This window comes from Vibrio sp. SCSIO 43137 (assembly GCF_028201475.1).
Taxonomy (GTDB): Bacteria; Pseudomonadota; Gammaproteobacteria; order Enterobacterales; family Vibrionaceae; genus Vibrio.
In genome coordinates this window covers 2,154,506-2,176,051 of record NZ_CP116383.1, presented here as the reverse complement: position 1 = coordinate 2,176,051, position 21,546 = coordinate 2,154,506, and the positions used below count along the sequence as shown (strand labels likewise).

Here is a 21,546-nt window from a genome sequence, read left to right as displayed (position 1 = left end):
GATATTAAACGGGTTATCCTCCGTTTAGTACTAAGTGAGTAGCAATAAGCCAAACCCAGAGCAGGAGACGTGATTGCGTTATGGAAGAGAGTACACAAGTTGAAAGTACACAAGTAATAGTCGCCCTTGATCAGGGAACAACCAGCTCCAGAGCGATTATTTTTAACCGTGACTCAAATATTGTCAGTAAAGCGCAGCGTGAGTTTAGCCAGATATACCCCAAGCCGGGCTGGGTTGAGCATGATCCTATGGAGATATGGGCAACTCAACGCTCATCTCTGACGGAGGTACTGGCACAGTCTGGTGTTGATAACAGTAATGTCGCTGCGATCGGCATTACTAATCAGCGGGAAACCACCATTGTCTGGGATAAACAGACAGGTATTCCAGTCTATAACGCTATCGTCTGGCAGTGCCGCAGAACAGCTGAAAGATGTAATCAGCTAAAGAGTCAGGGGCTGGAAGCTTATGTAAAGCAGGCTACAGGGCTGGTTATTGACTCCTATTTCTCTGCATCAAAAATTGAGTGGATTCTGGACAATGTTGACGGGGCCAGAGAGAGAGCCGAAAAAGGTGAGCTGCTGTTTGGTACTGTGGATAGCTGGCTGATATGGAAACTGACTGGCGGAGAATCGCATGTGACAGATGTCACCAATGCCTCCCGTACTATGCTGTTTAATATTCATACCATGCAGTGGGACAGTAAGCTTCTGCAAACCTTTAATATTCCGGCTGCTATGTTACCTGAAGTGAAATCCTGTAGTGAGGTGTATGGTTATGCCAATATCGGCGGAGGAACCAGAATTCCTATTAGTGGTATTGCCGGAGATCAGCAGGCTGCCCTAATCGGACAGCAATGTTTCCGACGGGGTATGGCAAAGAACACCTACGGCACAGGTTGTTTTTTATTGATGAACACTGGCGACAAGGCGATTGAATCTGAAAAAGGTTTGCTGACGACAGTCGCCTATAAAATTGGTGATCAGGTTGCTTACGCACTGGAAGGCAGTGTGTTTATGGGGGGAGCAGTCATCCAGTGGTTACGTGATGAACTGGGACTGATCAGGGATGCCTCTGATACAGAATATTTTGCCGAAAAAGTACCTGATAGTAATGGCGTCTATATAGTGCCGGCCTTTGTTGGTTTAGGAGCGCCGTACTGGGATTCAGATGCGCGGGGAACCATCAGCGGATTAACCAGAGGTACCAACCGTAACCATATTATCCGGGCGGCGCTGGAGTCTATCGCCTATCAGAGTTGTGATGTGTTAAATGCCATGCAGGATGATGCCGGCCTGATGCTCAACCATATATGTGTCGATGGCGGAGCGGTGGCCAACGATTTTCTGATGCAGTTTCAGTCTGATATTCTGGGTAAAAACGTGGTCAGACCCAGCGTAATAGAGTCTACTGCATTGGGGGCTGCGTTACTGGCCGGTCTTGCGGTGGGCTTCTGGCAAAGTAAAGATGATTTGGTTTCCCGCAAAGAAATTGAGCGGATATTTTCGCCTCAGATGGAAGAGGCTGAAAGGGCTGCCCGCTATTGTGGCTGGCAGGATGCTGTGGAGCGAACTAAATCCTAGTTCTATTAAGGTAAAGTAAAAAAACCGATACCGGCTGAGCGGGTATCGGTTTTTTGTTCTGAGTGGCTTAGATTATTGCGGGCCCAGTTTACTTACAGTACTCGGCTGCAATTTGAGCGCCCAGACGGGCATTGTTTAACACCAGTTGAATGTTAGAGTCTAAGCTGTTTCCGCCTGTCAGTTCACAAACTCTTGCCAGCAGGAACGGGGTCGATTCTTTACCGAAAATACCTTGCTCTTCAGCTTCATTCAGCGCTTGTTCAATTGCACCATTGATGGTTTCTGAAGGCATGGCAAACTGTTCCGGGATTGGATTGGCAATCACCGCACCACCATGAAGGTTTAGCTGCCATTTTGCTTTCAGTGCGGCTGCAATCTCTTCAGCACTGTCTAAACGGTAGTCGATACCATGCTCACTTTCACGGGTATAAAACGCCGGTAATGAATCTGTCTGATAGCCGATAACAGGAACGCCCTGAGTTTCCAGATATTCACGTGTTAATGCCAGATCCAGAATAGATTTTGCGCCGGCACAAACGACAGCAACATCAGTATTGGCTAGCTCCTGCAAGTCTGCTGAAATATCAAAAGTTTGCTGAGCGCCACGGTGAACACCACCGATACCGCCGGTAGCAAACACCTTAATTCCCGCCATTGCAGCAAGGATCATAGTCGCCGCAACGGTAGTTGCACCGTCTTTTTTACCTGCAACAATAAACGGAATATCGCGACGGCTTACTTTGGTAACCTCTGTGCCTGCTTTTCCGAGGTAGGTGATTTGCTCTTTATCCAGACCAACTTTAAGGCGTCCTTCAATAATGGCAATCGTTGCCGGAACGGCGCCGTTTTCACGAATGGTCTCTTCTACCATCAGTGCTGTTTCTACGTTTCTCGGGTAGGGCATACCGTGAGAGATGATAGTGGACTCCAGTGCCACAACCGGTTGATTGTTAGCTAATGCTTGTGCCACTTCAGGCTGGATATCTAGGTAGTTTTCTAACATGGGGAGTTTTCCTCTAATAAACGTAGAACAGCTTGTTCAGAAATTGTTGAATTAATTGTGTTTTCGGCGGTAAGTGCCAAGCGGGCTGCGCCAAGGGCGAAGTCGACAGTCTTGTCCCAGTCCCAGTGTTTTAATTGTCCGTGAGCTAATCCGGCCATCAGTGCATCACCGGCACCGGTGACATTGTTGACCTGAACGGCTGAAGCAGGAATAAAGCGACCCTTTCCATTAACACTTGAGTAGGCGCCTTCGCTTCCAAGGCTGATAAGCAGTTGTTTGATTCCTTTGTTGTGCAGCGCTTCGGCAACCAAAGGGAGATCGGAATCCGTCTCTATGGTCATTCCGGATAACAGTTCTGCTTCCAGCTTGTTTGGCTTAAGGGTGTGAATCTTGTTCAGGAAGGGCACCAGTTTTGAGGCCTTAACCGATGAGACAGGATCGACCAGAATAGTACTGTCACCATGGACATGAAAAAGGTATTCAAGAGCATTAATACTCAGGTTGGCATCCACAATCAGAACCGTCGAACGTGAGATAACACCGTCTCTTTGTGACAACTGAGCGGCGTTAAGAGATTCAAGTAATGCCATATCGTTTAGTGCCAGTTGCATCTCACCGTCTGGTCCGTGAATGGAGAGGTAACTGCTGGAGGTTGCTCCCGCTATGGTCAGGCTGTGATCAACATTAACACCTGCTTCACGGCAAGCTTTTTTCAACTGCTCTCCCCACAAGTCATCTCCCAGAGCACCGATAAACTGAACTGTACTGCCAAGGCGGCTGAGGTTTTCAGCAATATTACGTCCGACACCACCGGCGCTACTTGTCAGGCTTCCGGGGTTTGAATCTCCTGCTATCAGGCCGGATTCAGAACGACCACATAGGTCCATATTTGCGCCGCCGATAACAGTGGCATATTCGTCAGGAGCAATAATATAGCCTTTACCCTGAATAAACCCTTTGCGGGTCAGGTTCATTATATGGCCGGCAACGGCACTGCGGCTGCAGCCCAGCTTATCTGCCAGAAGTTGCTGGGGGATCATGGGATCCTGCTTGATTAATGTAAGAATTTGCTGCTCTTTTTCCGTCATAAACATTTGTCCGATAACCAAACAATCGTTTGCTATAGTAACCATGTTTACAATTTACGCACCTGAAAAGTGTCGGATTTTTGTCCATGATCACAAATAGATAGGTTTAAGGAGCAAGCGTTGCTTTGGAAGCTCAACTGGGTTTATCAGTAATTTTCACAATGCAACTAGGGGAACTGAGGGGGATAGGCCGAGAAAAAGGGGGAAATAGAGGAGAAAGAAGAAAATAAGCGACAAGAGTGAAGGTGTGTTTTATAGCAATAGACACTAGTTTCATAGGTGCAATTCGTTAGATCTTCAAGTTTTGTATTGTCAGAAAGTTAATTAATGCACACAAACTCACATAAACAAGCTGCGTAATGGTTGTGAGTTGAAGATTAAATCACCGTTTACTAATACTTTACTTATAAATACAAACAGGGCTGTTGTGAATCAGGGCTTATGCCTGAGATGCCCGCAGCCCTTATTCATCAACCATGGAATGTTGATATGAAACACTTGGTAGGGTTGGTCTATCTGCTGCCAATGAGTGTGCTCGCCAGTGCTGCTATGCAGGACTTAACGGCGTTAAGTATAGAAGAGCTGATGCAGATTGAAGTGACTTCAGTCAGTAAGAAAAGGGAAAAGCTCTCACAAGCTGCGGCAGCAGTCTATGTTGTAACCCGGAATGATATCAGGCGTTCCGGGGCGACTTCTATTCCTGAAGCTCTGCGGCTGGTGCCGGGGGTGGATGTGGCGCAAATTGACCCGAATAAGTGGGCAATTGGTATACGGGGTTTTAACGGGCGGCTGGAGAACAAACTTCTGGTTATGATTGATGGCCGTAGTGTGTATACACCGACTTTTTCCGGCGTTTACTGGGAGAACTTAGATTATGTGATGGAGGATATTGAGCGAATAGAGGTGATCCGCGGTCCGGGAGCGACCTTGTGGGGAACCAATGCTGTAAACGGGGTGATTAATATTATTACCCGGGAGGTGAGTGAAACTCTCGGAGGGTATGCCAGTGCAGGGGCAGGTAATGAGTTACAAGGCCTTCTGAGTGTCCGCCAGGGGGGCAAGGTTTCTGATTCTAGCCAGTTAAGAGTTTACGCTAAAGGGCGAAGTCTGGATAAAGGTAAGGGGATTGATGGATTAACTCAGAATAATGGCGGAGATTCTGTTACTTCAGGGTTTCGTCTGGACTGGCAGGGTGATGATGGGGTGTCAGGGGTGATTAACGGTGAGTTATTTAAACATCATCTGCAACAGGAGCATTCTGCAACGGTTTTTCAGGCACCTTATGGTATTCGTAAAGTTGATGGTGATGTAAACATTGACGGCGGCAATATTTCAGGACGCTGGAGCAAGTTTTTCAGTCTGGACTCTGAGTTCAGTGTCAATGTTCGTTACGATTATTATGACAGGAAAGAGCTAAAGTATGGTGATAAGCGGGATACCGCTGATTTAGATTTTAAACACCAGTATATGTTTAGCGCGGAGAACGAACTTATATGGGGAGGAGGGTACAGATATAGCAGAAACAAGATAACGGATGGTTTGTTAGGCTCAGTGAAGGAGAAAAACCAGAATACAGATATCTGGAATCTGTTTGCCCAGAACAAGCTGTCATTTCCACAGAAGGATACCACGCTGACATTTGGCGTTAAGTTTGAAGGTAATTCATACAGTGATGTGGAGATTCAACCCGGCCTGAGGGCAAGTTGGTCGCCGGATGATGAGTTAACGGTATGGTCGGCGTTATCGAGAGCGAAAAGAATTCCTTCGAGAGGGGAAACGGATATACGTTTTGATCTGCTTACCCTGCCACCGGGAAATGGTAACCCTTTGCCTATGCTGGTCAGAATAGAAGGTGACCAGGACTTTGCAGCAGAAAAGGTCGATGCATTTGAGTGGGGGTTAAGATGGATGGCAACAGATGATCTCTCTGTTGATCTTGCTTATTACTATAACGATTACAGTAATCTCAGAAGTTATGTGATGCAGGGAACGACCATGGAGACAATCAATGGTACCTTGTTTTCCGTTGCTCCTCTAAAGCTTGATAATAATATCCATGGCTATGGTCAGGGGGTAGAGCTACTTACCACCTGGCAGGCAACAGAAATGAGCCGCTACCGGATAAGTTATACCTATATACAGGTCGACCTAAAGGATAGTCAATATAATGACTTTAGTGACGATATGGTTGGACTGATTACCGGCAGGGCTCCGGAGCATCAGGCATCACTATGGGCTAGCTACGATATACAGCCGGATAAACAACTGGATATTCGTCTTTTTTATGTTGATGAGCGTCCGTGGAATCTTCACCAGCCGGGAGGAGTTAAGCGGAGATACAATGCTGATGTGCGTTATGGCTGGCAGGTTAATCGCAATTTAGAACTCTCTGTCAGCGGACGAAATCTTCTGCATACTTCTCAGCAGGAGTTTATTGCTGAGATCTGGCCTTCCTCATCAAAAATAGAGCGAAGCTTTTTGATTAAAGCGGACATCCATTGGTAGTGCCTGCCTATGAGTAGGATTATCCGCAGGACCCGCTTTAAGATCTATCTATGGTTAGTTCTGCCATTATTACTGCTTTCATTCCCCGGAACGCCGGCTTCCGGTCATCTTGCCGGCCTTAAGGCGGCGTATGTCTACAATATCGCCAAGTTTACCCGCTGGCCGGAAAGTACCCTTGCTAAAAATATGCGTCTTTTCAGGCTCTGTGTTTACGGTAGCGGTGAAACGATTGAAGAGTTAAAGAAGCTCAACGGAAAGCCTCTTTCCACTCACTCTGTCGCCATCGTTGAGCCCAAGTTCGAAGCTGATTTTTACCAATGTCATTTGCTTTATATCAGTTCGTCAGAGAAGCGCCGATATCGCTATGTGTTGTCACTTATTGATCGTAAACAGGTACTTACAATCAGTGATGATGCCCGTTTTCTGCGGCAGGGAGGTATGGTCAATCTGTCTGAGCAGCAGCAAAAGTTAGGTTTTGAGATAAATAACACCTTGCTGTCTCAGGCTGAGCTTACCATGAGCTCCAAGCTGCTTAAGCTAGCGATTCTGGTAGAAGGCGAGGAGTGAATGATGAGTAAGTTTAGTCACACCTCTATACGCTCCAGGCTAACCTCAATTGGTTTGTGGTCCGGTACGCTGGTGGCTCTGCTGGTAACGGCGTTGATCGGTTTTATCCAGTATCAATACAACCTGAACGCGAGCAAAAATCAGATTGCAACGCTGGCAAAACTCCTTGCTTCTCAGAGTACTGCTGCCGTCAGTTTTATGGATGAGGTTGATGCGAGAGAAACGCTCAACAGCCTGCAGGCTAAGCCGGAAATCGTATTAGCCAGAATCTACGATTTGCAGGAGAACCTATTGGCTGAGTACGCCAAACCCGAATTTAAGCAGTTAGCTGGTGTGCAATGGGATAATCTGGATTTGAATGCTTTCCGTGCCGGTAAACAGGGCGCTATATTCTACCATCTTGAGCCGATTATTCTAGACAATCAGTTGGTCGGTCATGTTGCTCTGGCGGATAACCTTAAATTGTTAGACGATCATCTGATTAGCCAGTTTATGTTTGCCCCGTTCTGTATTCTGGCGGGAACAATACTCGCCTATCTGTTTTCTGAGAGAATGCAGCGCTCAATCTCTAATCCGATCATTCAGCTTACTGAAGTGATGCAACGGGTATCTGATGAGAAAGACTATCATATCCGCATTCCTAACCAGCGGGCGGATGAGATAGGTTCGCTTATCGACGGATTTAATATGATGCTTGAGCAGGTAGAGGAGAGAGACAAAGTTCTGGCGGATCACAGAGACACTCTGGAGCAGGAAGTTTCCCGTCGTACAGAGGAGCTGGTACAGGCAAAAGAACACGCGGAAGAGATCAATAAAGCGAAAAGTGAATTTCTGGCAACCATGAGCCATGAAATCCGTACCCCGATGAACGGAATATTAGGTATGGCAGAGCTATTGCTGAAAAGCTCACTCGATTCACGCCAGTTTCATTATGCTGAGACGGTATATCATTCGGGACGAAACCTTCTGTCGATCATTAACGACATTCTGGACTTCTCTAAAATAGAAGCCGGCAAAATGGAACTGGAGTCTGTTGAGTTTGATCTGCGGGAGCTTATTGAAGGTTTAGGCAGTCTTTTTGCTGATCAGGCGCACCGTAAAAAGATAGAGTTAATATTGTCTATCCCGTCTGGTTTGCATACCTCTTACCTGGGTGATCCTGTCAGGCTAAGACAGATTCTCGGAAACCTGATCAATAATGCACTGAAGTTTACCGATCATGGTCAGGTGGTTATTCGTGTAGAAGAGCATTTTCATCAGGGGCACCATTTTGTCTCCTTTGAAGTGGAAGACACCGGTATCGGAATTGCTGAAGAGAAGATAGGTCATATTTTTAGCTCTTTTTCTCAGGCGGATGGCTCTACAACGCGGCGCTTCGGCGGTACCGGCTTGGGGCTCTCTATTGCCAGAAAACTGATAAGGATGATGGGAGGAGAGTTGAAGGTTCGCTCTCAACTTAAAGAAGGTAGCTGTTTTTCATTTACTGTCCATCTGGCCCGCTCTGAGGAAAATCAGATGCCTGAGGCAATGAACTTATCCGATTATTGTAACAAGCAGATATTGCTGGTTGATGATAAACAGACTAACGCCATGGTATTGAGTGAACAGTTGTCTGCGTTCGGTTTGCAATGTGAGATTGCCAGTAGTGGAGCTCAGGCGCTGCTTAAAGTAGAAACGCGGCAAGAAAATCAGGCTCCCTATGATGTTATCTTTGTATCGCAAATGATGCGGGGGCTAAATGGTGTTTTGCTGGCCAATGAAATTCAAAACAGCTCTGTCTCCCACGCACCGGATGTGGTGCTGCTTTTGGCGGCAGGGGACGAGTTGGCCGACTATGTTCACAGCGAGCATATTAAAGTGTTACATAAACCCGTGTTGCAAAAAGAGTTGTATCACTGTCTTGAGGAATTGTTTGGCTTACGGGAAGAGAAAAACCGGCCTGCAGGGACAGAAATGCAGCCAGTGAGTCATTTTAAGCACCCTTATCATATTCTTCTTGCCGAAGATAATCCGGTCAATCAGGAAGTCGCTTTGATTATGCTTGAGTCGTGTGGCCTGAAAGTGACTTTGGCTGAAAACGGGGAACAGGCCTGCGAGCTGGCAGCTAAACAGCATTTTGATCTGATCCTGATGGATATTCAGATGCCGGTGATGGACGGACTGACTGCCACTCAGAAAATAAGAGAGGCGGAGGCTGAGAAGCGGGAAAATCGTCTTCTGCCGGTTATTGCGTTAACGGCTAATGCGATGGAAGGCGATATGGAAAGGTGTATTGAGTCGGGCATGAACGGTTATCTGAGTAAGCCCTTTACCATTGAACAACTGGTGGAAACCGTTGAACCTTGGTTGTCTGGTGCTGTGTCAAAATCCGCAAAGCAGGACGAGCAAGATGCGCCCCCAAGGCCGGTGGACCCTCAGGCGCTGGAAAAAATTGTAGCATTGAAACCTGAGCAGGCAGAAATATTGATAGATAAAGTCGTCGGTATATTTCTGACAACACTAGAGAAAACACGCGGCCGGCTAAACGGTTATCAGGCTGAAGATAATACTGAAGAGCTCCGAAGCCTTGCTCATAGTCTCAAGTCTAGCAGTGCCAATGTAGGAGCTCTGCAATTGTCTTCCCTTTGCCGGCAGTTAGAAGAAGCTGCGAGCGCCGGAGACAGAGAAGCCATAGCTGGTTTAACCATACGAATTGAAGAAGAAGCCGATCGGGTAGCTCAGTATTTTGCTGTCAGATCCCTTGCTCCTTCAGAAATGGGAATAAACATGGAGTAGTCAATATTATGGACAGAAAACTGATATTGATCGTTGATGATGATGAAATGACCCGTCTTCTGTTGAGAGAGGCCCTCTCTTCACAACAGCTTTATACCATTTACGAAGCCGAAGACGGAGCTGAAGCACTGGAGTTATACAGTGAGCACAATTTTTCATTAGTATTACTGGATGTCGATCTGCCTAAACTAAATGGATTTGAAGTGTGTAAGTTTATACGGGAAAGTGCGATAGGGCAGGATGTACCTATAATCATGATTACCGGAATGGACGATAAGGCATCCATTGAGAAGGCTTATGAGCTTGGTGCGACCGACTTTATGGTAAAGCCGATCAACTGGTCTTTAATCAGTCATCATGTCCGTTACGTGATGCGCTCAAGCCGCAACCTTAAGGCGTTGCGGGATAGTGAAAACAAGTTGGAGCATGCACAGCGTATCGCCCACCTTGGCTACTGGGAACTGGATTGTGAAAGTCTGCAGATAAAGTTTTCCCGGCAGGCGATGCGTATGTTATCTCTCTCGTCTGCCCGACACGAAAATGGTGCTGAACTTTTTGTCAGCCTGGTGCATAAGACAGAACAGCTTAATCTAAAATTGTTGCTACAGCGTGCTATTACAGAGGGAGCCAGCTTCACTCTTGACGCCAGAATTGCGTTGTCCGGTAATGATTATATCTATACCCATATTCAGGGGCAGAAATTAAAGGAAAACAGCAGTAGTCTGGTGGGAACCATTCAGGATATCTCAGAACTGAAAGAGTCTCAGGCCAGACTTTCACACGTAGCAAATTACGATTTATTGACTGACCTGCCTAACCGGATTCTGTTTCAGCAACTTCTTGAACGGGCTATCTTAAGGGCTGAGAGGTATCGCAGAAAAGTGGCCCTGCTGTATATCGATTTGGATAGATTTAAGAATGTAAATGATTCACTTGGACACGATGCTGGTGATGCCTTACTGGTTGAAGTTGCCCGCAGGCTGAAAAGTGTTATTCGAAGTTATGACGGCGTAGCGAGGCTGGGAGGGGACGAATTTGCCATTACTCTGGACGCTATTGAAAATGAGCAGGATGCCATTCATTTTACTCACAGGGTTCTGAATCTGTTCCAGCAACCTTTTAGTATTGCCGGAAAAACTATCTACGTTGAAGCCAGCATAGGTATTAGTTTTTATCCGGATAATGGGGTTGGTCAGGAAGAGTTGTTGCGTAATGCGGATACGGCAATGTATCAGGCTAAACGTTCTGACGAACAGAGGCTGGCATTTTATTCAGATGAGCTGACAGAGCAGACCCTGAAAATGTGGACACTGGAAAATGAGTTACGTAAAGCACTGGAGAAACAGCAGTTTTCATTGGTCTATCAGCCCAAAGTTCAGCCGGATGGTGAAACAGTCGTCGGCGTTGAAGCTTTATTAAGGTGGAACCGGCCAGATTTGCCGTCGGTTTCTCCGGCAGAGTTTATTCCCGTGGCAGAAGAGACAGGTTTGATTATTCCTATTGGCAAGTGGGTCATTGTGAATGCGATTAAACAGCTTCAGAGCTGGAAAGGAACCTCATGTGAACACCTGTCTATTGCTGTTAATGTCTCCGGACGACAGCTTCATAGTCAGGAGCTGAGCCAGTTTATCGAGCAACAGCTGAATCAGGCGGGTGTATGTGCCCATCAGTTTGAGCTGGAAATCACAGAAGATTTCCTTATTGAAGGTAACAGCGAAAAAAGCAGCCCGGATGTGCTGGACGAACTTGATAATCTGGGTATCCGTATGGCTATTGACGACTTTGGTACCGGATATTCATCTTTGTCGCAACTGAAAAACTTGCCAATATCGATTCTCAAAATTGATAAAACATTTGTTGATAATATCCCGGCAAACTCAAAAGATGTGGCCATAATAAAATCGATTGTCAGTTTTGCCGATAACCTGGGCTTGCAGGTCGTTGCCGAGGGAGTGGAAACAAGAGAGCAGGCACAATGTCTGAGACAGTATGGCTGTGGGCTGATTCAGGGCTATTACTACTCCAAGCCGGTTAGCGCTGAAGAGATCATGCAGATGATCGAGAACAGAGGGAATATCGTCAGAGTTAATATGTAAGTATTCACTTAGTTTTCACCTTGTTACTGATGGTTAACCTTTTTAGTAGGTTGATCGTTTTCCTTTGTCACATGGTAAATTATTGACTTAAAGCATGTTATCGATACTAAATTTAATTAACCCTTTTCGTTTAGGCTTAGCCACGTGCTATAAAGCTGAGATACTAAAAAAATAATACAGCTCAGTTTGTGCTTGGTGATTCGTTGGAAATATCACAATCAACTATCGACCGCTTAATTAGCCTGTTTGATAATGCTAACGAAGGTTTGTGGATTGCCGATACGGCAGGAAGTATCGTTTTCTATAATCAATCTTTTTATCAGCAGTTCGGTTTAGCTATTAATGATGCTCAGTTATCAGACTGGGTAGAGCGGGTTCATCCCTCAGATAAAGAAGATTTTAAACATCTTCTGGATCATTATGCCAAAGGCGGCGATCTGAACAAACGGATTGTAAATCAATATCGTGTGCTCAGAGAAGATGGCAGTTTTTGTTGGATTGAAGCTACCGGGGTAGTGAAGAAAGATGGTGACCATTATTATATGGTTGGTAACCACATAGATATTACCGAGCAGAAGAAGATGGAGGCCTACGTTCATAATCTGGCTTACTATGATAAGGCCAGCGGACTTCCTAACCACGCAAAGTTAATTGAAGATCTGGACGCCCTGCAGTGTAACTCCACCCTTATTCACATTCATCTGGATAAAATAAAATCTTATATCAATCGTTACGGTGATGCGGTTATTGAAGAAATTGTTGAGCAGATGGTGACCTGCCTGTCTGTTTTTGAACAGTTCAAGTGTGAATGTTACAGAAACAGTACTGATAGTTTTTCAGTGCTTATCACCGGCCGGATAAGCGATGAAGATTTGGCGCAAAGTTTGCAGTCTTTTGTCGCTCTGTTTCACTCTCTCTCAAACCAGTCCCGGCAGCTCTACGCCGGGGAAGTTTACGTCGGTGCTTTTCAGCATCTTGCCGGAAGTAAGTCCGCCACAGATGTTTTCAGTTGGGCGTCGAAAACCTGTGAGTACGCCTATCGCCATGAGCCGGCAAGATGGGCGATATGCAATGCGACAAACAAGGTAAAAGTTGAGCATTTTTTCTATATCGAAAGTGAACTAAGAAGAGCAATAGAAAGCAAAGATATCTCAATCAGGTTACAACCGATTACCTGTGCAAAGACAAATTCATTGTTAAGTTTTGAGGCACTCGCCCGTTGGGAGCGCTCCGATATAGGCAAAATCTATCCCGATGAGTTTATACCTGTAGCGGAAAGGCAGGGATTGATCTCTCACCTCGGTGAGAGCGTATTGCAGCAGGCTTGCCAGTTTATCCAGCAGTACAATAATAAATGGGGTAGTGACGTCAGGATTAATGTCAATGTTTCTGCTCTGCAGCTGTTAGACGGGCTGTTTCCCGGACGGGCGAGGGACATTGTTAAGAGTACAGGTGTTGATCCTAAAATGGTTGTACTTGAGCTGACAGAATCAGTATTAATTGATAATCAGCATCATGCCCGTTCGCAGATGGAACAGCTTAAAGCCATTGGTTTTACATTAGCGATGGATGATTTCGGTGCGGGATATAGCTCGTTAACCAGCTTTTTTAAGCTCCCTTTTGATCAGGTAAAAATAGATAAAGAGCTGGCAAATGAGGTAATGAGAGCAAATGAACCTCTGCACTATATGAAGTTCCTGACAAAAATTTGTTCTGATAAGAGTGTTTCCATTACAGTTGAAGGAATTGAGACAGTCGATATGCTGCAAATCTTCAATCAAATGGATGTCTCAACCTTACAAGGATACCTGATGTCCAGTCCGCTTCTGGCGGAGGATGCCTTTGAGTTAAGCACAGATTTTAATATCTGGTTGTCGGAGAAAAGAGCCTGACCTGAGCTTTTGTCTTATTGCGTTTCCATTTAAAACCCTTCAAGCTAACTCTTCCAGCCGGGATCGAAGCCCGGAAACATCACTAATAAGCCATGGAGAGGCAGGGTGATTATCGATAGTCTTATTCTTTTTTTAGCCGGAATCGCCGGCGGAACTCTGAACTCCCTTGCCGGAGGCGGTAGTTTTATTACTTTTCCTGCTCTGCTGCTGGTGGGGGTTCCGCCCGTAATGGCTAATGCAACCAACACCTTTGCATCCTGTGCCGGATATATGAGCGGAGCATATGCCTTCCGGCGGGAAATAGCCTCTGACAGTAACAGTGTGGTTAAAGTGCTGGTGTTGAGCTTTCTGGGCGGTACAGCGGGCGCTATTCTTTTGCTGAGCACCCCGGAAAATGTGTTTATGCAGGCAATTCCCTGGCTTTTACTGTTCGCAACCCTGTTGTTTCTCACTGGTGGAAAACTTAATCAACTACTTAATTCGGTTTCCGGAAGATATAGCCATGGGTCAGGGGTCATAGGCCTGTTACTTTCGGCGCTTTTGCTGTTGGTTTCTGCTTATGGCGGATTTTTTAACGCGGGTCTCGGTATTGTGAGTCTCAGTTATCTTGCGCTGGCGGGCTACTCTGATATCAATCTGATGAACGGCATCAAGTTGCTGGTTTCCACCTCTGTTTCTGCCACGGCGATTGTGGTGTTTTGTATTCAGGATGTTATTGACTGGTATGCAGGGTTTGTTGTTATGGTGGGTGCGTTAATAGGTGGTTATGCTGCTGCTCATATCTCAAGGCAGGTATCGCAACAGAGAATCCGCCAACTGGTATTGCTGATAAGTGTCACCACGACTATCTATTTTTTCTGGGATGTTTATATTTAGCTCAATAGCTCTGCGGAGAGTTACTCTGCAGAGCTATTGGCTACCGCTTAGAAAGCTTTAAGAACAGTGACCCATTCACCTCTGTCCAGTCCGCTTAACTGAACTCCGGTTACCTTACTCTTCTCCGTGACGCCAACAGGAAGCCAGCTAACAGTTATAGAATCAAACTTGGCGGCAGCGTCTGCATTGGTACCGGTATTTTCCAGAATGTATCCAAGGTTTGTCGTGCCCCAGTGGGTAACAGATGAGTCATCCCATTTCTGCAATAAATCAGGAGTCATGGCTTGTGCCGCGACTTTAAGGGGCGATCCCTGAATTCCGGAAAACTGGAAATAGTGGATGCTGTTGTTATGCACAGTTATGGCTTTATCTTTCAGTACAAACAGCTCAACGACACTTGTTCCGGATATTGTAAACTTATCAATTTGTGTGCGGCTGGTATTATCCAACAGGTACAAAGAGGTGTTTGTTACCACTGCACTGTACTTTCCGTCCGGAGAAGAAGAGACGTGACGTATACTGCTGTCTACATCAAGTGAGCCTAACTCCGTTGAGGCAAGAGAGTCATCTACCCAGACAACTTTATCGGGAGACCGGACACCGAACACAATTTGATTTCCGCTGGCAAATGCTGCCCGGTAAGGATTGCTAACACTAACAGAGTAAGAAGCGTTCATGGTCGCCAAATCAATTATTTTTGCCGGCTGGTTTACACTATCAGCGAGAACCAGCATTTTACTACCGTCCGGAGAGGCGACAAAAATATTGTCATTACTGCTCAGTGTATATTTATCATCGGTTAACTTAAGATCTGCAGTGAGTTTAACCAAGAGATCGTCATTAAACACGCCAGTATCAAGCTCAGCAATGACATAGTCTTGACCATATATTGGTTTTATCCACTCAAAGTTATCATTAAAGCAGCTTTCTGAAGAGAGTGGCGCCGGTGTAGGTGGAGGAGGCGGAAGCACTATACCAGTACTTCCGGACGCGCTGGCAAAAGAATCAATACCCGAGTAGCTCGTGGTGGTTGGTTGGCTGCTTGACGCACTTTTTCCGCTGTCAGTCAAACTGGTAAGAAAAATACCTGTGTTTCCGCTGGTAGCGCAAGTTGTGCTTGCAGTAGAACTCCCTGTTGGCTGGAGGACTTTATAGGATTGAACGCTATTAAGTAGCGGAGAAACCTGAATTACACGGGTAGTACCACCTGTGGTATAGCCCGGGACATTGGTGATATTTCCCCCACTGTAATGGTCATCATCATCGCCATCATCATCATCGTCATCAACATATGATTTTTGGTTATCAGAACTAAATGTACTTGCTGTCAGGGATAAAGAACTGCTGTTACTGTTTGCCGTATCAAGTTGTTTAATTTCGTCTGATGAATCAAGAAAAACTATCTGATTGTTTGCTGGGTTGTAAGTGATAGATTTTGCCCCAACCAGTGAAGCTTCATTCTGAGAACCATGGATAGTGAACTGCTCGTCATAAGAGGTATGACGGTTAGTCTCTTTTTTAAGGTCAACTGAAGATAAATCCAGTGTCTTCTTTGCAATCATGACATCAAGGGCATGAGCAATATTTAATAATGGTGACTGAGTTCCCTGATCCTGCGCCTGTTTCAGTGATTTTAGCAGGGTTTGGGTAGCGTCTTGTGGCCCATGGTTGCGGTTTAGCGTAGAGAAGTCTACGTTGACATGATCGCCCAAAACTTTCTGAAGATATACCTGAGCGTTGCTTAAGCTACCTTTCAGAGTCGGATTAAACAACATTTCACTATGTAGCAAGGTCGTAAAAGGGGTGATAATGCTAGCTTCTGCCGGTGCTGTTAATAAAGCACCATCAACGTCTAACACTCTTGAGTAGGAAGATGTGGCTTTGATCTCTTGCTCTGCTTCATTACATTGCCCATCCAGATTTGTATCAGCACATGCATTTAAGCTCTGGTATGCATAGGTAGCATTATTGGAGGTTCCGGAAGAGCCTGAACCTCCTCCACATGCGGATAAAAGCAGTACTCCGGAAATGCTTAAAGCCAGACGACTAACGTTATTTTCTTTAGACATCATCATAATTTTTCAGTTTTAACAGTTTGTTAGGTAAGTAATAAATATTTAATCACTCGCCGATAAAGTAGTCAAATGATATTGATAATAAATATCATTTAGATTAGTATTTGCGACCTTGACCGAACAGGAGTGCTCATAGGAGGCACATAGAAACATGGAAATACGGCATTACAAAAAGGAAGCGGGTGCAACAGTGCTCTTGCTCACCTTAGCTGGATGTGGTGGTGGAAATGACCCTGACCCTAAGCTTAGTCCCCCTTCAATAAACCCGAGTAGCTCGACTCTATCTGGTGTTGTTCTGGATGGTTACCTCTATAAAGCCAATGTTTGTATTGACAGAAATGACAATGCATTTTGTGATGCTGCTGATGGTGTTATCACACAGACGGATAATAGAGGTCGTTATGAACTCGAAATAGGCGATGGGGCTGACGGGCTGACTATTCTTGTGGAAGCCGTTCCCGGAGTCACCATCGATATGGACTCTCCTGATCAGACCGTAAGCAAAGCTTTTACACTGGAAACCCCTTCTACTAGCCCACAAGTGGTTAGTCCTATGACTTCTATGATTTCCAGTCTCGCAGAAACATCAGGTGTTAGCTTTGATCAGGCGGCAATCAATCTGGCAGATGACCTAAATGTTACCAGCACTGTGATCACGTCTGACTATGTTGCAGGCTCATCGCAGCAGAGCCGCGAAGTGCATATGTTGGCACGCGGAATTACCCGTGTTATGCAGGAAGCTCAGCAGGAATCTGTTGACAGTGGTGTAAGCCAAAGTGACGCACGTAAAGGGTCAATTCAACGTCTTGCCTCTCTGGATGTGGCTGGTATGAAGCAACGGACCGACCAGATTTCAGACGGTGCATCTAACACAGATGAAGTGTTAGACCAACTTGCCAGTGATTATCGTGATGATGTAAAAATCAATCCTGATGAAATTAAAGGTGGCAAAATTCAGAATGTTCCCCGTGCTCCCAAGAACGGAGTAGTTAATGATACTGCGGATACGTTTGACTGGAGCTTTGTTCTTCCTCATAACAACGCAAGTGATTATGAGTACTCCACTGATAACGGACAGAATTGGCAGGTTGTTACTGAGAAACCGATTAATGTAGGTGAAAACGCCTATGCTAAAGGGAGTGTTCAGGTTCGCGTAAAAGCTCAGCCTGAGAACGATATTGCCAGTGGTAAAGCCCTGAAATCTGCTCAGGCTTACACCGAAACCGAGGTTCCCGCTGCTCCTGCCTCTTTAACGGTTAATGATGCAGCTAACAGTTTTGACTGGCAGTACACTCCGGGATTCACCCAAAATTCAGCTTATGAATACACAGTTGATGGTGGCACTCACTGGCTAAATGTTTCGGAAAAACCTCAGCCAGTAGCCGATATCGCCATTGCCGCAGGCCAATTGAAACTAAGGGTTAAAGCAAATGCTGAGAGTGCTCAGCCGGCAGGCCTGACAGTTAAGTCTACTGTACCAATGACAGTGACCCCTGCTACTCCTGTTGCCCCAACACTGAACCGTATTGATGATGACTCTGATATTTTGCTTTGGAACTATGTTTCGGGATTTGATAATCCGCAAGACTATGAAATTAACCTTGGTTCAACATGGCAGGACGTTACCGCGCACCCTTATCAAATTGGTGATGTCAATATTGCCGCTAACACAATCAAAATAAGAGTTAAAGCTGACGCAAATACAGGAAGGCAGGCTGGTGCTGTTCTTACTGTTTCCGGGCAGTTTACTAAAGCTAAAAATAAACCTGTCGCACCTACTAACCCGTCTGTAAACGATGCCGGAAACCTGTTTGGCTGGACCATAGTCACTGGCTATAGCAATGCCAGTGATTACCAGTATTCAACTAACGGTGGCATTAGCTTCCAGGATAGTTCAGCTAATCCTCAGCCAATTCCAGACAGTAACTTTGCAATTGGCGCTATCTGTGTCCGAGTAAAAGCTGCTGCCGAAAATGAAACGGGTAGCTCTCTTTGTTCTGATAAAGCTTTTTCCGAGACGCCGCCGCAACCTGCTTCTCCTTCTAACGGACAAGTGAATGATGCACAAAATACGTTTAACTGGGACTGGGTGAGTGGATTTACTAACCCGTCTGATTATGAGTTACGTATAGAGTCCGGTAGCTGGCAAACTGTTTCAGCTAAACCAGTAATCGTTGAGGATCGTGATTACGCTATTGGTGACCTTGAGGTTCGCGTTAAATCTGATCCGGTAACGGGCCGATTAGCCGGACAGATCCTTTCTAATCAGGTTGCGCTGACTAAACAACCGGATGCGCCTGTCGCACCTTCTGGTTTGGTTGTTGATGATTCGGCTGACACTCTGGATTGGAGCTTCGTAAGCGGTTTTGATGGCTTTGCATTTTACGAGTGGTCTCTCGATTCTGGTTCTAACTGGAGCCCGGTAACAGCTAAGCCAATTAATGTTGGTGATATTGCAAAGTCTGCCGGTGAAATCAAGTTAAGAGTAAAAGCCAATAATAGTAATGGTATGCCAGCTGGTGCAGCAGCCTTAACTGCTGATGCGTTTACAAAAGTTCCTGCCTTGCCGGCGCCAGCTTCCGGAACATTAACTAACGCAGCCAAAATTAAAAACAATGGTTTTGGCTGGGCCAATGTAACGGCGACTATTGCCAGCGAAAGTGTGGAGTTTGATCAAGCTTCTCACTACGAGTTCACTGTAGATAAAGGAGCTACATGGACTACGGCAAAGACTAATCCTCAGTTTGTAGGTCCGCAGGCATACGATAAGGCTAACGTTGGTGTAAGGCTGAAAGAGAATGCTATTGACGGAAAAACTAACCGTACCGGCGATGTTCTATGGGCTACGGGTATTTCCGGTCAATTTGAAGCGATTAAGTATGTGCCTATGAATACATACGATAGGGCTGCGGATTTTAGTACCAGTACTTTTAGCGGTAACGGCTGGAGTACATATAACATGAACTGTATTGCCGAGTACGACGATGAAGGTAAAGGCGAACCCTTGTACTGGGCAAACGACATCGGTTATTACGAAAATAAACGAGATGATATTTTCCCGGATATAGCCAAACTGTCAGCTTGTGGGATAGAAGGCTGGTCGTTAGTAACCGCTACTGAAGTGGTGGCCTTATCAGCCCGGGGAGCCGACACCTTGCCTTCACATATTAGTTCTGATCTGATTAATGACAGTCAGAGGTTATGGGCTGATGATAATGGAAATCTGGTTACCTATCAAAATGGCGTTGTAATTCCTGTTCCTGACTACTATCGAGTCTATGCGTTTCCTAAATGGAAACTAGCAGATAGTGCATCTCTTCTGAGCAAGGTAACTTCTGAACTAAATGCAATTAAGAGTCATGTTAGTTCTCAAGATACTGAAATTAGTGGTTTAGAGAGCTTTTTAACCACTTGGGTCAGTGAAGATAAGAATAAGAGTAAAGCTTATTCGGTACTGGCTACAGAAGCTGAAAGTAAGCGTATTTCATTATCGGCTACTAAGGCGTTATGGGATACAGAAAAAGCTGCTGTAGACAATAAGCTGACAAATTTCCTTTTTGAAGCAAAGATGGCAGCTAACCGCAGTGATTCTGATGCAAACAGCTTTATCACTAAGGTAGCTGAGTATCAGGCTCAGGCAGCTCTGGTAGCAGAAAACGGTGTCGCTCTGCAGGCTGGTATTGAGGCAAGTTCTTTTGCCAATAAACTTGCGCTGATGCAACAGAACTCTGATGAGATGACATCTGCAGATTCGACACTCTCTTCTGCATCGGCAGGGCAGGCGATACATCAGGCAACAATGGCGTTTTATCAGGCGCTTGCCATTATCGAAGCAGATCATGCAACAGTTGAAGGGCTGAAAAATAAGCTGGCAGACAGCAATAGTGCCTTGGTGGATCGTTTTTCAGTACTGTCCGGACTGCTGACTTCCTTAACTACAGAGATGACAACAGTTGTTAATCTGAACGATGTCGATTCACTGCATAATACTGCTGTGGATGGTTTAAACCGGGCAAATACGGCTGGTTATGTTGTCTCTGAAGCGGATTCATTAATAGATGGACGCTTTGCTAAACTGGATATTCTTGGCCGTTATATGCCAAAAGCGGCTAGTTTCGCTCAGGGTTGGCGCTGTGTTCTGGATACTGACCAGGGAAGTAAAAAACGTGTCTGGACTCTGCTTAGGGACGGTTTGCCTAAAGGGAAAGATGATCTAGCTTACGATGCCGCCGGTTCGGGTAACCCAAGCCTTCTTGGTGCAGGTGGTTATCTGGAAAATGCAAACAGCAAAAATTACTGTGGCTACAATGACTGGATTGTTCCGCATACCGCTCATTTAACTACCTTACCTACAGCTACAGTGTCAGGAGTATCCTCACCAACGCTGGACGTCAATGTTTTCCCTAACCATAGAGCTCTGAACCCTGACTACGACAAGAGTACCAGCTCTGGTGGGGTGCATTTCTACTATTGGTCGAGTGTGTCACATAAGTCTTATAGTGATCGCCAGTATGTCATTAAGTACGCAACGACTTATTCAGGTAACACATCAAGAGATTACTACAGCAGCAATCCATCCAGTAGCGATACCAGGGCAATTCTGGCCAGACTGGTAAGAGAAACCCCGACAAGCTGGGTATACCTGGATACTGATGGCAATACTGTGTCTGACAGGTCAAGCGCAGTATGCGCTAAGAATGCTGATAACGGAGAGATATGGCAACTGTTCCAAAATGCCACAGAATCAGAACGTTATAAGAAGCTGGCCGAGGTCAATACCCTTATTGGCACGATGAATACCAACAGTAGTTGCGGAAAATCTAACTGGGCTCTGCCGACTCAGGCGCAGATGCTTAGCCTGATTCCGATTAACACAACGGTGTTTACTCACAATGATGTCAGTAAAACAAGCTACAACAATGAAGAGAAATACGTAACTGATGAATCTGATAGCAACCGAATCTACTTTGTTGATTTCAAAGAAGGTGAGGCAGATGACGAGTATCACTTTTCTTCTAGCGCCTATTTATACCGATTAATTTCAAAATAAAAACAATCAGCCCCGCTGAGGGGCTGAAACCTTTCA

11 protein-coding genes are annotated in these 21,546 nt (G+C 45.6%); 8 read left to right on the top strand and 3 right to left on the bottom strand.

Annotated features, from left to right (window positions below; all coding sequences use genetic code 11):
- Positions 1–80 precede the first annotated feature (80 nt).
- Positions 81–1,583, top strand: a complete 1,503-nt coding sequence (gene glpK, locus PK654_RS10100; protein ID WP_271695669.1) for a glycerol kinase GlpK — start codon at positions 81–83, stop codon at positions 1,581–1,583.
- Positions 1,584–1,671: 88 nt separating this feature from the next.
- On the opposite strand, the gene PK654_RS10095 is transcribed toward glpK, so the two are convergent.
- Together PK654_RS10095 and PK654_RS10090 are read right to left on the bottom strand one after the other, a co-directional pair.
- Positions 1,672–2,586: a pseudouridine-5'-phosphate glycosidase gene (locus tag PK654_RS10095; protein WP_271695667.1), complete on the bottom strand. Its 915-nt coding sequence runs from the start codon at positions 2,584–2,586 to the stop codon at positions 1,672–1,674.
- Positions 2,580–3,719 carry a PfkB family carbohydrate kinase gene (locus PK654_RS10090; protein WP_271695666.1) on the bottom strand — a complete coding sequence of 380 codons (1,140 nt, stop codon included), beginning with the start codon at positions 3,717–3,719 and terminating at the stop codon, positions 2,580–2,582. Before PK654_RS10090 ends, PK654_RS10095 begins: the two co-directional genes overlap by 7 nt.
- Before the next feature lie 444 nt (positions 3,720–4,163).
- On the opposite strand from PK654_RS10090, the gene PK654_RS10085 reads away from it, so the two are divergent.
- The 6 genes from PK654_RS10085 (at position 4,164) to PK654_RS10060 (ending at position 14,385) form a co-directional block, all read left to right on the top strand.
- Entirely contained in the window at positions 4,164–6,179 is a 2,016-nt protein-coding gene (locus PK654_RS10085; RefSeq protein ID WP_271695664.1) for a TonB-dependent receptor plug domain-containing protein, read from the top strand.
- 9 nt (positions 6,180–6,188) lie between these two features.
- Positions 6,189–6,746, top strand: coding sequence for a YfiR family protein (locus PK654_RS10080; RefSeq protein ID WP_271695663.1), 558 nt, complete (start codon positions 6,189–6,191; stop codon positions 6,744–6,746).
- A complete protein-coding gene (locus PK654_RS10075) occupies positions 6,747–9,521 on the top strand; it encodes a response regulator (RefSeq protein ID WP_271695662.1) in 2,775 nt (924 codons plus the stop codon).
- A gap of 8 nt (positions 9,522–9,529) precedes the next feature.
- Positions 9,530–11,617 (top strand): EAL domain-containing protein, encoded by a 2,088-nt coding sequence (locus PK654_RS10070; protein ID WP_271695661.1) that lies wholly within the window; start codon positions 9,530–9,532, stop codon positions 11,615–11,617.
- 203 nt (positions 11,618–11,820) lie between these two features.
- Complete coding sequence (locus PK654_RS10065) at positions 11,821–13,509, top strand: EAL domain-containing protein (RefSeq protein ID WP_271695660.1); 1,689 nt, start codon at positions 11,821–11,823, stop codon at positions 13,507–13,509.
- A gap of 105 nt (positions 13,510–13,614) precedes the next feature.
- Positions 13,615–14,385 (top strand): sulfite exporter TauE/SafE family protein, encoded by a 771-nt coding sequence (locus PK654_RS10060; RefSeq protein WP_271695658.1) that lies wholly within the window; start codon positions 13,615–13,617, stop codon positions 14,383–14,385.
- Positions 14,386–14,432: 47 nt separating this feature from the next.
- On the opposite strand, the gene PK654_RS10055 is transcribed toward PK654_RS10060, so the two are convergent.
- Positions 14,433–16,460 (bottom strand): hypothetical protein, encoded by a 2,028-nt coding sequence (locus tag PK654_RS10055; RefSeq protein ID WP_271695657.1) that lies wholly within the window; start codon positions 16,458–16,460, stop codon positions 14,433–14,435.
- A gap of 151 nt (positions 16,461–16,611) precedes the next feature.
- Between PK654_RS10055 and PK654_RS10050 the strand changes: the two genes are divergently transcribed.
- Complete coding sequence (locus PK654_RS10050; RefSeq protein WP_271695655.1) at positions 16,612–21,510, top strand: DUF1566 domain-containing protein; 4,899 nt, start codon at positions 16,612–16,614, stop codon at positions 21,508–21,510.
- Positions 21,511–21,546 lie beyond the last annotated feature (36 nt).

Excerpts from the sequence above, each read along its gene's own strand:
- glpK (WP_271695669.1), top strand. The coding sequence starts at position 81 with ATGGAAGAGAGTACACAAGTTGAAAGTACACAAGTAATAGTCGCCCTT.
- PK654_RS10095 (WP_271695667.1), bottom strand. The coding sequence starts at position 2,586 with ATGTTAGAAAACTACCTAGATATCCAGCCTGAAGTGGCACAAGCATTA.
- PK654_RS10090 (WP_271695666.1), bottom strand. The coding sequence starts at position 3,719 with ATGGTTACTATAGCAAACGATTGTTTGGTTATCGGACAAATGTTTATG.
- PK654_RS10085 (WP_271695664.1), top strand. The coding sequence starts at position 4,164 with ATGAAACACTTGGTAGGGTTGGTCTATCTGCTGCCAATGAGTGTGCTC.
- PK654_RS10080 (WP_271695663.1), top strand. The coding sequence starts at position 6,189 with ATGAGTAGGATTATCCGCAGGACCCGCTTTAAGATCTATCTATGGTTA.
- PK654_RS10075 (WP_271695662.1), top strand. The coding sequence starts at position 6,747 with ATGATGAGTAAGTTTAGTCACACCTCTATACGCTCCAGGCTAACCTCA.
- PK654_RS10070 (WP_271695661.1), top strand. The coding sequence starts at position 9,530 with ATGGACAGAAAACTGATATTGATCGTTGATGATGATGAAATGACCCGT.
- PK654_RS10055 (WP_271695657.1), bottom strand. The coding sequence starts at position 16,460 with ATGATGATGTCTAAAGAAAATAACGTTAGTCGTCTGGCTTTAAGCATT.
- PK654_RS10050 (WP_271695655.1), top strand. The coding sequence starts at position 16,612 with ATGGAAATACGGCATTACAAAAAGGAAGCGGGTGCAACAGTGCTCTTG.